Here is a 13,328-nt window from a genome sequence, read left to right as displayed (position 1 = left end):
ACATAATTTTATCGTATATCATTTTTAGGAAAATTAGAAATCGAAGGAATACTATTTATTATCGAAGATTGCACCGTAGCCATTAATCAGAACAGCGATTATAACGGAAGACCCAACTCTAAACCTATAGCAGGACAGTTTACAGTAACCCTTGTATATCATAAAGGGGTTAACCTTTTTGCAGAGTGGGCAGCATCCCCTACTATGGTAAAAAACGGAAAAGTACAGTTTTTTAATAACGATGTTATCCGTAATGAAGCACTAAACGAAATAACCCAGCAACTAGAAAGTGGTTTTGTCATAGAAAAAACCAAAATGTTAATTTCTTCAATGTAAGTGTTAATTTCCTGAATGTAGATACCTATTTCTCGACTGTAGATAGATAAAGTGATAAACAATAACCTTAGAACCAATAATTTTATCTAAAAAAAACAGAAAAATAACATATCGGTAAATAAATGCACAAACTACTGAAAACCAATTTTATATTACATAAAAGTCATTGCCCAATATGATAGTATCTCTATAAAATATACTATCTCATACAGATATCTGTATGGTAAACTAATACTAATGATTTACTTTTGGATAGTATCCAAATTAGTATAAACTCTTAAAACCAAATTATTACATGTCATTTTTAGGAAAATTAGAAATCGAAGGAATACCATTTACTATCGAAGATTGCACCGTAGCCATTAATCAGAACAGCGATTATAACGGCAGACCCAACTCTAGACCTATAGCAGGGCAGTTTACAGTAACCCTTGTATATCATAAAGAGGTTAACCTTTTTGCAGAATTAGCAGCATCCCCTACTATGGTAAAAAACGGAAAAGTACAGTTTTTTAATACCGATGCCATGTCTGTAATGCAGACAATCAAATTCGATGAAGCCTTTTGCCTCAATTATGTACAAAACTATCATAGTAAGAACAGTAAGGCTATGACAGCACAGGTAGTTATTAGTGCCAAAGATATAGAAATCGGTACTGCTAAGCATGGTAATAACTGGCCTACTAAATCATAAGACATGGATATCAACTTACAACTAAAACTAGGTTTGGTCAATCAATACCTAGATGGTCAGATCAGTGGCATCGTTAAAGAAACTTTTGACGATGCTATCCGTAATGAAGCACTAAACGAAATAGACCAGCGACTAGAAAGTGGTTTTGCCATAGAAAAAACCAAAATACTGATTACCATACAGATGGCGTATAGTGGAGTGTTTTATAGTGGGTATGATATTGCAGGGTATATTAAATCTTACTTTGATACACATGTGAATAATGAAGTCTTACGATATTATAAAACAAAATCTGAAGATTTATTCAAAAATTTTGGAGATTATTTTGACAAAGATACAGGAGAATACTTAGGGGAAGGAAACACAGATGGGATACAATTTATTTCTAGAAAGGATTGGGATTGTGGAGATCTGTTTAATTCTTTAGGTCACACATCAAATCCAAATGCTGAAGCAAAAGTATACGAATATTATGCAAGAAAGTATAATCTTATACCAGAAGGAGCTGATATAGTTAACTTTGAAGGTGATTTAAATGATGGCTGGAATACTTCTTATTGAAAATGAAATTGGTATAAAAATAGTAACGACTCATTTTTCTCCAGGTAGTATAGGTAATGACTTAACTACTAGGTTTGATGTTATAAATATCATAGTTCATGAAACCTTATCCCATGGTCTTGATCATTTAAACCAAAAAAAATATGATTATCATGATCCAAAAGTATTTTGGAGTTGGGAAAAACGAGCTGTTCATAAACAAGTTAATCATTGGTCTTGGTCTAAAACTTCTAGTAATGTAAAACAAATCATCTTTGATGTATATGCAAGAAAAAACTATGTTATGACAAAAACTGAACAATACAAATATTTTGGAAAATATGACATTCATTAAATATCCTTTTATAATAAAAATTATGTTATTGATGTTTTTATTGATTTCTACAATATCATGTAATAATATCGATAGCAAAATCTGCATTGAAAATGTTATAGTACATAGTAACAGAGAATTTCCGGGCTTTGACACTATTGTTTTTAGGATAAAAAGTGATGAAATGATTGAGAAAATAAAAACGTCTGAGATTGATAGGGTTCTTTTTATAAAAAACATCGATACAATTGATAATATAGGATATATTAAAAATCAAATAGATAAGAATAAAATCAGTTTTTTTTATCGTACAACAGAGTTCATAGAATTTAAAGATTCTATATCAATAAAAAAAGAATTTTTAGAACTAAAAAAAGTGATTTTCTTAATGAAAGACCAATCAAAATTTGCTGTTTATAACTGTAAAAAATAAAACAATGACAGTACAAGTAGGGTAGTTATTAGTGCCAAAAATATAGAAATCGGTACTGCTAAGCATGGTAATAACTGACCTACTAAATCATAAGGCATGGATATCAACTTACAACTAAGACTAGGTTTGGTCAATCAATACCTAGATGGTCAGATTAGTGGCATCGTTAAAGAAACTTTTGACGATGTTATCCGTAATGAAGCACTAAACGAAATAACCCAGCAACTAGAAAGTGGTTTTGCCATAGAAAAAACCAAAATGCTAATTACCATACAGATGGCGTATAGTGGGGTATAGTGTACGAACTATCTCCGATTATGTAGATATTTAGATACACATAATCCAAATTTAACAACTACCGGAATTTTCCGATTTGCAGAACTGAGTGAAAGTAACTCATCGGGAGTTCCCGATTGGCAGATAAACCATTATTTTAACGTAATGATAAACTAGAGTATTGTTTTTTTTAGTACCATTGTCAAAACAATAAGTAATAATGAATACTACGTTTGGTAAGGTTATATTCGGTCTTTTAATATCGAGTATTATATATTCTTGTAAGCAACAGCCTATTTCGGTTAGTAGGATTACAGCAACTCAGCAAAAGATAGATTCTACAGTAGTAGCGGACACATCTATAGACTCATTTATCGCTCCTTTTAGAGCACACCTAAACGAAACATTAGACGCTACTCTCTGTATCGCTACAATAAACATTACCAAGTTCGATGGAAAGTTAGAAAGTACATTAGGGAACCTTATGGCTGATATCTCATTACACCAAACGCAGCCTATTTTTAAAAAAAGATATAGTAAGAATATTGATTTTGTACTATTAAATCATGGAGGTATAAGAGCTCCTATAAATAAAGGATCTGTAACAGCTAGAACAGCCTTTGAGGTAATGCCTTTCGAAAACGAACTGGTAGTAGCAGAACTATCATATGAAAAAACAAAAGCACTAATTTCTTATCTGGCAGAAAGACAGCAAGCACACCCTATTGCCAATCTAAAACTACAGATACTAAAAGACGCTAAAAAAGCAACAAAAGTAACCGTCAATGGGCAACCTCTACAAGAAGGAAAAAACTATTTTGTACTCACTACAGATTATCTACAACAAGGCGGTGATAGCATGAATTTTTTTAAAGACCCAATCCAGATCTATAAAACAGAGTATAAGCTTAGAAATACGCTGATAGATTATTTTAAATCAGTAGATACAGTACATGTACAATTGGATAAAAGAATGCGCTATGCAGAATAGAAGAAGATTTATACAACAAATGGCTTCGGCAACTGCTTTTGCCAGCTTAGGAGGGTTAAGTTTAGCATCTTGCAGTAAACCAATAACAAAGAGGATTACAGTACTACATACCAATGATGTACATAGCCAGATTGATCCATTACCTGATAGTCACTACCGATACCCAGGTTTAGGAGGTTTTGCCAGAAGAGCAAGTATAATAGAACACATAAGAAAAGAAAACCCTAATACTATTTTATTAGATGCAGGAGATATTTTTCAGGGAACTCCTTACTTTAACTATTATGGTGGAGAAATAGAGTTTAAACTCATGTCTAAACTAAATTATGATTTGGCAACATTAGGGAATCATGATTTTGATAATGGAATTGATGGATTATTAAGTCAATTACCCAATGCGACATTTGATTTTGTATCTGCTAATTATGATTTTAAAAATACAGTACTAGATGGTTTGGTAAAGCCTTATAAAATAGTAATCAGAGACGGTATTAAAATCGGAGTTTTTGGATTAGGAGTAGGATTAGAAGGATTAGTGGATAAAAAATTATATAAAGAAACTAAATATCTGGATCCTATAGAGATTGCTCAGGATATGGAAAGAGTGTTAAAAGAAGAAGAACAATGCGATCTTAGTATCTGTTTATCTCATATAGGGTATAACTATAAAAATGCACCAAATAAAGTTTCGGATCTTCATTTAGCAAAAAAAACAAAAAATATAGATTTAATTATAGGAGGACATACCCATACATTATTGCCTAAACCTACAGTTATAGAAAATGCTATAGGAGAAAAAGTATTGATTAATCAATGCGGTAAAAGTGGAGTATATATGGGGCAAGTAGATTTTTACTTTGATACAGCAGGAAATAAAACAGCCAAAGGAAGATCAATAGAAGTATAAAAGATCTTTCTAGCGAGTATAAAGTGCTATATTGGGCTTGTTAAAATTCGTATCAATCGATTTTAACAAGCCCGTTTCATTATAAAAGAATGAATGTTAAAACGATTGTCAATTTAAAGGTAAACTGAATCTATCACTATTGTTTGAGTACATAAAAATATATATAAAAAAGCACCCAAAACGGGTTATAATTAGTGGGATACTATTGCTAGGGTATTATTTTTCATTACCCAAACCATTATTTGATGATCCTACAGCAACAGTTATTGAGACCGTATCAGGAAAATTGATAGGAGCAAAAATTGCAACCGATGGGCAGTGGCGTTTTCCTGAGGCAGATAGTATTCCTGAGAAATTCAAACACTGTATTATAGCTTTTGAAGATCAGCAGTTTTACAGACATTTAGGATTTAACCCTGTAGCGATGGGTAAAGCGATTACTGCAAATATAAAAGCCGGTAAAGTAGTAAGAGGAGGAAGCACTATCACACAACAAGTTATTCGTTTGGCACGAAAAGGTAAAAAACGCACCTATTATGAAAAATTAAAAGAACTACTACTCGCAGTACGTTTAGAATTAGGGTTTTCTAAAGAAAATATTCTAAAATTATATGCCTCTCATGCCCCATTCGGAGGTAATGTAGTAGGTGTAGATATGGCTGCTTGGCGTTATTTTGGAATATCTGCACATCGATTATCCTGGGCAGAAAGTGCCACACTTGCAGTACTACCCAATGCACCTTCTTTAATTTATCCAGGAAAGAATCAGAATAGATTATTAAAAAAAAGAAATCGATTACTCCATACTCTTTTACAAGAAGGAACTATAGACTCACTAACATATGAACTATCTATAAGTGAGACATTACCCCGAAAACCTTACTCTTTGCCACGAATTGCTCCGCATTTAGTAGAGCGATTAGCAAAAAAAAATACAGGAAAAAGAATACAAACTACGATTAATCCAATATTACAAAAACAAGTTAATCGAGTGGTGAAAATGCACTATGAAGCCTTAAAACAAAATGAAGTGCATAATATGGCAGTCTTGGTTTTGGATGTTAATACTCGGCAAGTACTTAGTTATGTAGGTAATACACCAACTGATCAAACACATGAAAAAGATGTAGATGTTATTCAGGCAGCGCGTAGTACAGGAAGTACCCTAAAACCTTTATTATATGCTGCTATGATGGATAAAGGAGAATTGTTACCAGAACAATTAGTTTCTGATATTCCTACTGTAATCTCAGGATATAGCCCTAAGAATTTTGATGAGAGTTATAGCGGAGCAGTTCCTGCAAATCGAGCACTAGCACGCTCTTTAAACATCCCAGCAGTTCGATTGTTACAACAATATGGATTACAGCGATTTAGAGATGAGATGAATGCCTTTAGAATCAAAGATCTAAAATATGGAGCAGATCACTATGGGCTATCACTAATCGTTGGTGGAGCAGAAGGAAACCTATGGGATTTATGCAAGATCTATGCAGGTTTTGCAGGTACCTTAAATCATTATCAAAGCACCTCTAGTGAATATTTTACTAAAGAATTTACAGAACCAATTATTTTGGCTAATAAAAAGAGCAATTTTGGTATCAAAACGAGTCAAAAACCAGTATATAGCGCTGGGAGTATCTGGCTTACATTTGAAGCCATGAAAGAAGTAAATCGACCAGAAAGAGATAAAGCATGGGAGTTTTACGACTCTTCTAGAGAGATTGCTTGGAAAACAGGAACCAGTTTTGGAAACCGTGATGCTTGGGCAATAGGAGCTAGTCAGAAATATGTAGTAGGTGTCTGGATTGGTAATGCCGATGGAGAAGGAAGACCAGAGTTAACAGGGCTAAACTCAGCAGCACCAGTAGTATTTGATGTATTTAATCTATTACCTAATTCTAAATGGTTCCCGCCTCCATATGACAATTTAGAACAAGTAAATATTTGTACTAAAAGTGGATTTCTAGCAGGTAACCACTGCCCAGTTAAGCAAGCATATATTCCTATTACAGGAACCAGAACAAAGCCATGCCCATATCATCAATTAATACATCTAGATGCAACAAAACGATATCGAGTGAATTCTTCTTGCGAGTCTGTAGCAGATATCATTCATCACTCATGGTTTATATTGCCTCCACTACAAGAATACTTTTTTAAAACTAATAGTGCTAGTTACAAGCCATTACCACCATATAGATCAGATTGTATAAAAGAATCTCAGGAGCGTATGGATTTTATTTTTCCAAAATTGAATAATAGCGTTTACTTACCTAAAGGATTTGATGGAAAAGTAAATGAAGTCATTCTTAAGATTGCACACACCAATCCAGGATCTAGAGTCTTTTGGTATATCGACGATCAATACATGGGTACAACAAGGCAATTTCATGAAATGGCAATAGCTCCAAAACCAGGAACACATACAATCACTGTTTTGGATGAAAATGGTAATGAATTAAAAAGAAAAATAGAAGTTAAAGACTGATATTATTAACACATCTTTATTTATGCAATAATGTTGCATTATCGTTAATAAAAAGCTAAAAACACTCCAATTCTGTGTTAAAATGATAAGAGTGTTAAATTTTAAACAGAGATCTTACTACCTTAGAATTAGTGTTTTATAACTCAACTAACTTTAATTTAACGTATAACACAAAATCTAACTCTTTAAAACCATGAAGAATACAATTGTATTGCTTGTCATAGCATTATGCTCAAGCATTAGTTCCTATTCACAAATAGGACAAGGAGGAGAACCATCGTTCTCAAACGAAAACCTAGCCAAGTCCAATCAAACCCCTGTTGTAAGGTTACCTAAATTGAATATAGCAAAACTATTAAAAGAAGACGAACAAGAATCTAGTAAAGATGTTCCTATGCGCTTTGCTTATCCCCATAAAACTAATCTGAATATGCAAAATTCAGGGAAATGGTTTACCAACCAAAATGGAGATAAATATTGGTTGATAGCGATTGAGTCTAAAGGAGCACTATCGCTTAATCTTACTTTTTCGAGCTTTAAAATTCCTGAAGGAGGTAAATTATTTATTTATAATAATGATAAATCAGATATTCGTGGAGCATTTACATCTGCCAATAATAAAAACTCAAAAAGATTGGGTATAGCTCCTGTAGATGGAGATAAAATCATTGTTGAGTATTTTCAACCAGCGAATGTAAAACAAGCACCGGATTTGAATATTTCTACAGTAGCTCATGACTATAAGGGAATTAGAGGATTAGCAAAAGCTTTTGGAAGTTCTGGATCTTGTAATAACAATGTAGTTTGTGCAGAAGGAGACCCATGGAGAGACCAAATTAGATCAGTTGCATTAGTAATATTAGGAAACGGAACCCGTTGGTGTTCTGGATCTTTAATAAATAATACTGCAAATAACGGAACCCCATATTTTTTGACAGCAAACCACTGTACATCAAATCAGAATGTTACCAACTGGGTTTTTGTATTTAATTACGAGTCCCCTGGGTGTAGTGGTAACTCCGATGGTTCTACAAGTCAATCTATTTCTGGATCTCAGATAATGAATAGTGGGTCAGAGTCAGACTATGCATTATTAAAACTTTCTTCTACACCACCATCTAGTTATAATGTATATTATTCTGGGTGGGATGCTACAGGTAATATTCCTTCTAAAACAACAGGAATTCATCATCCTGCAGGAGATGTAAAAAAGATATCATTTGATAATGATGCACCTTCTATTTCTACATACAGTGGAGGATTAGGATCTACACATTGGAAAGTTAAAGATTGGGATGATGGTACTACAGAAGGGGGATCCTCAGGATCTGCTCTTTTTGATCAAAATAAAAGAATTATTGGTCAATTACATGGAGGGAGTGCAGCTTGTGGTAATAACTCACCAGACTGGTATGGACGATTATCGGTTACCTATCCAAATATTTGTCAATGGTTAGCTCCTGGATGTACTACCAAAATAGTAAACGGATATAACTCTGGAGGAAATGGAGGAGATACTCAAGCTCCATCTACACCATCAGGATTAGCTGCTTCTAATATTAGAGCAACTTCAGTATCGTTATCTTGGAGAGCCTCCTCTGATAATGTAGGAGTTGTAGGATATGACGTATACCAAAGTAATAGAATTGTTACTACTGTAACAAGCACCTCAGCTACTATTACGCAATTAACAGCCAATACAGCATATCAATTTAGAGTAAAAGCTAAAGATGCTGCTGGAAATGCTTCTGGATTTAGTAATACTGTTAAAGTAACAACTACCTCTGGAGGAGTTACGTACTGTACGGCTAATGGTAATAATACATCAGATGAATATATAGGTAGAGTTCAATTGGGTTCTATTGATAAAACTTCTACTGCCGGAAGTGGAGGATATAGCGACTTTACATCAGTATCTACAAATTTATCAAAAGGAAGCTCACAAAAAATTACAGTAACACCTAAATGGACAGGTAGAAAGTATAATGAAGCATATAGTGTATGGATAGATTATAACCAAGATGGAGATTTTACTGATTTCGGAGAGCAGGTATGGTCACAATCGGCAACTCAGAATACTACTGTAAGTGGTAATTTTACGGTACCATCTTCTGCTATTAATGGAAATACTAGAATGCGAGTTACTATGAGGTATAATACTGCTCCTTCTTCTTGTGGATCTTTTAATTATGGAGAAGTCGAAGATTATACTGTAGTTATAGGTGGAACTGCTTTATTTAAGGACAACAATCCTTCCTCTTTTAAGAATATAACCACTACTGTTAAGGTATATCCTAATCCTGCTCATGATATCTTAAATGTATCATTCCAAACACAATCTGATAAAATATCTTATTCAGTGGTAGATGTATTAGGAAAAACGATCATTACAGTTACAGATAAAGTAAAATCTACAATAAATGTAGAAAACTTAAAACAAGGAATTTATTTTCTGAAGTTTACAGATGGAACAAATAATTACACAAAACGTTTTGTAAAACATTAATAATTATTTGTAAACTATTTGATTTATAAAACATTAAAAAAAGAGTGGTTTCTTAGATGAATAATCAATGAAACCACTCTTTTTGATTTTAATCTTATCCTATTATGAATTTGCCAAAATATTTAGTCGATATTATGTTATAGGATCTGAATTTTCACTCCATAAAACATAAGGAGTCATACTTAACTGAGAGTTGTAGTACTTTTGATCACCAGTAACTTCTTTTCCTAACCAATTTGGTTTTATAAAGGATTCATGTTCATTATTTAATTCTATTTCAGCAATAACCAGTCCTTCATTTTTGCCAAAAAATACATCAACCTCATACATGTGATTTCCTAAAGGGATTTCATAACGAGTTTTTTCTATAACACCTTTTTCACATAAGTTAAGTAATTGTTCAGCTTCATTAATTTCTATATTCTTTTCCCATTCGAATCGTGTGGTTCCTGATGTATTTCCGATTCCTTTAACAGTAATATACGCAGCTTCTCCTTTTATCCGTATGCGTACAGTACGTTCGGGATCTGTATTAAGGAACCCTTGTACAATACGAGTGCTTTTTTTAGCTTCATTTTTAAAGACATCAGAAATTACTAAAAATTTCCGTTCTATTTCGATCATAACAGACAGTATTTATATTCTGCGATAAAGATATTACAATTAGAATCACCAATATCTATTATTTTTGTACTGTGGTAGAATTCGGTATACATAGAAAAATTATACATGTGGATATGGATGCATTTTATGCATCTGTAGAGCAAATGGATGATCCAGAGCTTAAAGGAAAGCCATTAGCAGTAGGTGGAGGCGGAAAACGAGGAGTGGTAAGTGCTGCTAGTTACGAAGCACGAGTCTTTGGAGTACGATCTGCCATGCCGGGGTTTACAGCAAGACGGCTTTGTCCTGATTTAATCTTTGTGCGTCCACGATTCGATCGATATAAAGAAATCTCATCTCAGATCCGGAAAATATTTTTTCAATATACAGATCTAGTAGAGCCCTTATCATTAGATGAAGCATATCTAGATGTTACAGATAATAAAAAAGGAAACCCTAGTGCTACACTAATTGCTCAAGAAATTCGAAAACAGATTTTTGATGAAACAGGGTTAACCGCTTCTGCAGGAATATCCATTAATAAATTTGTAGCTAAAATAGCAAGTGATTATAATAAGCCTAATGGGCAAAAAACAGTTAACCCAGAAGAGGTTATAGGATTTTTAGAACACCTAGATGTTAAAAAATTTTATGGAGTAGGAAAGGTAACTCAAGCTAAAATGTATCAAATGGGGATCTATACCGGAAAAGATTTAAAATCAAAATCAGAAGCATTTTTAACTCAGCATTTTGGCAAATCTGGAGGGCATTATTATAAGATCGTACGTGGGATTCATCTCAGTGAAGTAAAACCAAATCGGGAGCGTAAATCACTAGCAGCAGAACGAACCTTTAGCGAAAACATAGCTTCAGAAATTTATATGCTAGAGCGATTAGAAAGTATTGCAGAAGAACTTCAGAAACGATTGAAACATAGTATGGTATCTGGTAGAACGGTAACTTTAAAAATTAAGTATAGTGATTTTACGCTACAGACTCGAAGTAAAACCTTACCCTATTTTGTAAATGATACTACTATTTTATTAGAAACCGCAAAAGAATTATTATATCAAGAAAAAATGAAAAACTCTGTGCGATTACTAGGAATTTCACTTTCTAATTTAAACACCGGAAAAAAAGACGAAAAGAAAAAAGAAAGTAATGAAGTAGAGATTATTCAGTTACGTTTCGACTTTTGACCTAGATTTTGCATAGTACTTCAGCAGCTTGTTTTAAGGTATCCTCTGTCTTCGCAAAACAAAATCGTAAAACGTTATCATCCTGGTTATGTAGATTAAAAACCGAAACAGGAATACTTGCGATCCTATGTTCTTTGGTTAATCTTTCGGCAAAAGCCACATCACCTTCTTCTGTAATGTTAGTATACTTTAGAAGTTGAAAATAAGTACCCGAAGCAGGAGAGAACGTAAAACGAGAATCTTTTAGTAGAGATAAAAATAGGTCTCGTTTTTTTTGATAGAAATCAGGAAGAGAAAGATAATGATTAGGGGTTTTTAAATATTCTGATAAGGCATATTGCATGGGATGATTACTACAAAAAATATTAAATTGATGTACTTTTCTAAACTCTGCCATTAGTTTTTTTGGAGCCAAGCAATATCCCATTTTCCAACCAGTAATATGAAATGTTTTTCCAAAAGAAGCCGTGATAAAAGCACGTTCTGCTAGCCCAGGAAATAATGCCGCACTTTGATGTTTTTGACCATCAAAAATAATATGCTCATATACCTCATCACTCAATAAAATGATATCAGTACCTTTAAGAAGTTTTTCTAATTGAAGCATATCTTCTTTAGATAAAACACTACCACTTGGGTTATGGGGAGTGTTAATGATCACCATTTTTGTTTTTGAAGTAATTTTAGAAGCGACTTCTTGCCAATTTATAGTAAAATCAGGTGCTGATAACTGTATAGGAATAACCTTTCCTCCATACAGTTGTATTGAAGGCTCGTAAGAATCATATGCAGGTTTAAAAATAATAACTTCATCTCTAGGATTTATAAAAGCAGCGATACTAGTGAAAATTCCTTGTGTAGCGCCAGAAGTTATGGTAATCTCAGTTTCTGGATGGTACGTACTACCATATAGCGTATTCGTTTTTTCCGCAATAACTTCTCGTAATGATACTAATCCAGCCATAGGAGCATATTGATTATACCCTTTTTGCATAGCGATGTTAACTAAATCAATAAGCATTGGATCAACGGCAAAATTAGGAAACCCTTGAGAGAGGTTAATAGCTCCGTATTTCGTGGCCATTTTGCTCATAACAGTAAATATAGTAGTAGAAATATCGGGTAACTTAGAGTATATATTTTGCATGTTTTTTTTAAATATAAAATGTAAAAAGATAAAATTTTGTTTAAAGTTAATCGAATATTTTGATTGATTTAATTACAAGATCATAAACAAAGTATTTTTCTTTTTTATAATCATTATAAATAGTGGAATAAAGAGTGTCTAAAGCTTGGCTAAAATGGCATTGAACCCTATTTTTGTCTTCCAATTAACTAAACATTTTATATAATGGGTGGATTGATAAAATCTTCAATAGCTAGAAAAGTTGCCATGGCACTATCGGGACTTTTCTTAGTATTTTTCTTGCTACAACACTTTACCATAAACTTCACTTCACTTTTTAGTGCAGATATTTTTAATGAGTTATCACACTTTATGGGTACTAATCCATTAGTTCAGTTTGCATTACAACCAGTACTTATTTTTGGGGTGGTTTTTCATTTTGTAATGGGGTTTGTATTAGAAATTAAAAACAGAAATGCCAGAGCGGTTAAATATGCAAGTTACAATGGAGGAGCTAATTCTTCTTGGATGTCTAGAAATATGGTATATTCTGGATTAGTGATTCTTGCATTTTTAGGATTACACTTCTATGATTTTTGGGTTCCAGAGATAGTTCATAAATATATAGAGTTTGCACCAGAAGATCCAACACGATATTATCCAGAATTGCTTCATAAATTTGAAAGTCCAGTTCGTACAGGATTGTATATACTTTCGTTCGTGTTTTTAGCATTACACTTGTGGCACGGGTTTGCATCTTCGTTTCAATCCGTAGGATTTAACAATAAATATTCGGTAGCAGCAACCAAGTTTGCAAAAGTTTTCGCAATAGGAGTTCCTTTAGGATTCGTTATTGTGGCTATAGTGCTTCATTTAACTCATTAAAAACACC

General features: G+C 33.2%; 14 protein-coding genes. 12 read left to right on the top strand and 2 right to left on the bottom strand.

Annotated features, from left to right (window positions below; genetic code table 11):
- The first annotated feature begins 15 nt into the window (after nt 1–15).
- From tssD (N456_RS24430) to N456_RS11320, 10 genes are all read left to right on the top strand, one after another.
- Nucleotides 16–336 carry a type VI secretion system tube protein TssD gene (tssD, locus tag N456_RS24430; protein ID WP_158447883.1) on the top strand — a complete coding sequence of 107 codons (321 nt, stop codon included), beginning with the start codon at nt 16–18 and terminating at the stop codon, nt 334–336.
- A gap of 295 nt (nt 337–631) precedes the next feature.
- Nucleotides 632–1,030, top strand: coding sequence for a type VI secretion system tube protein TssD (gene tssD, locus N456_RS11360; RefSeq protein WP_062056964.1), 399 nt, complete (start codon nt 632–634; stop codon nt 1,028–1,030).
- A 3-nt stretch (nt 1,031–1,033) separates the two neighbouring features.
- A complete protein-coding gene (locus tag N456_RS11355) occupies nt 1,034–1,591 on the top strand; it encodes a hypothetical protein (RefSeq protein ID WP_062056962.1) in 558 nt (185 codons plus the stop codon).
- Nucleotides 1,569–1,925 carry a hypothetical protein gene (locus tag N456_RS11350; protein WP_148639297.1) on the top strand — a complete coding sequence of 119 codons (357 nt, stop codon included), beginning with the start codon at nt 1,569–1,571 and terminating at the stop codon, nt 1,923–1,925. The genes N456_RS11355 and N456_RS11350 overlap by 23 nt, the downstream gene beginning before the upstream one ends.
- 22 nt (nt 1,926–1,947) lie before the next feature.
- Entirely contained in the window at nt 1,948–2,337 is a 390-nt protein-coding gene (locus N456_RS11345) for a hypothetical protein (protein ID WP_148639296.1), read from the top strand.
- 96 nt (nt 2,338–2,433) lie between these two features.
- Nucleotides 2,434–2,634 (top strand): hypothetical protein, encoded by a 201-nt coding sequence (locus N456_RS11340; RefSeq protein WP_062056956.1) that lies wholly within the window; start codon nt 2,434–2,436, stop codon nt 2,632–2,634.
- 199 nt (nt 2,635–2,833) lie between these two features.
- Nucleotides 2,834–3,604, top strand: coding sequence for a 5'-nucleotidase C-terminal domain-containing protein (locus N456_RS11335; RefSeq protein WP_062056954.1), 771 nt, complete (start codon nt 2,834–2,836; stop codon nt 3,602–3,604).
- Nucleotides 3,594–4,511 (top strand): bifunctional metallophosphatase/5'-nucleotidase, encoded by a 918-nt coding sequence (locus N456_RS11330; protein WP_062057507.1) that lies wholly within the window; start codon nt 3,594–3,596, stop codon nt 4,509–4,511. Before N456_RS11335 ends, N456_RS11330 begins: the two co-directional genes overlap by 11 nt.
- A gap of 139 nt (nt 4,512–4,650) precedes the next feature.
- A complete protein-coding gene (gene pbpC / locus N456_RS11325) occupies nt 4,651–7,002 on the top strand; it encodes a penicillin-binding protein 1C (protein WP_082422513.1) in 2,352 nt (783 codons plus the stop codon).
- A gap of 193 nt (nt 7,003–7,195) precedes the next feature.
- Nucleotides 7,196–9,508 carry a GEVED domain-containing protein gene (locus N456_RS11320; RefSeq protein ID WP_062056950.1) on the top strand — a complete coding sequence of 771 codons (2,313 nt, stop codon included), beginning with the start codon at nt 7,196–7,198 and terminating at the stop codon, nt 9,506–9,508.
- A 132-nt stretch (nt 9,509–9,640) separates the two neighbouring features.
- On the opposite strand, the gene N456_RS11315 is transcribed toward N456_RS11320, so the two are convergent.
- Nucleotides 9,641–10,132, bottom strand: a complete 492-nt coding sequence (locus N456_RS11315) for a CYTH domain-containing protein (RefSeq protein WP_062056948.1) — start codon at nt 10,130–10,132, stop codon at nt 9,641–9,643.
- A 71-nt stretch (nt 10,133–10,203) separates the two neighbouring features.
- On the opposite strand from N456_RS11315, the gene dinB reads away from it, so the two are divergent.
- Nucleotides 10,204–11,310, top strand: coding sequence for a DNA polymerase IV (gene dinB, locus N456_RS11310; protein ID WP_262482833.1), 1,107 nt, complete (start codon nt 10,204–10,206; stop codon nt 11,308–11,310).
- 1 nt (nt 11,311) lies between these two features.
- Here dinB and N456_RS11305 read toward each other — a convergent pair whose 3' ends face one another.
- Nucleotides 11,312–12,457, bottom strand: a complete 1,146-nt coding sequence (locus tag N456_RS11305; protein ID WP_062056946.1) for a methionine aminotransferase — start codon at nt 12,455–12,457, stop codon at nt 11,312–11,314.
- 204 nt (nt 12,458–12,661) lie between these two features.
- On the opposite strand from N456_RS11305, the gene N456_RS11300 reads away from it, so the two are divergent.
- On the top strand, nt 12,662–13,321 hold the full coding sequence (locus N456_RS11300) for a succinate dehydrogenase cytochrome b subunit (RefSeq protein WP_062056944.1): 660 nt from the start codon (nt 12,662–12,664) through the stop codon (nt 13,319–13,321).
- Nucleotides 13,322–13,328 lie beyond the last annotated feature (7 nt).

Source organism: Aquimarina longa SW024 (genome assembly GCF_001401755.1).
Lineage (GTDB): Bacteria > Bacteroidota > Bacteroidia > Flavobacteriales > Flavobacteriaceae > Aquimarina > Aquimarina longa.
Note: the sequence above shows the minus strand (reverse complement) of the source record. Positions and strands in the feature narration are given on the sequence as shown.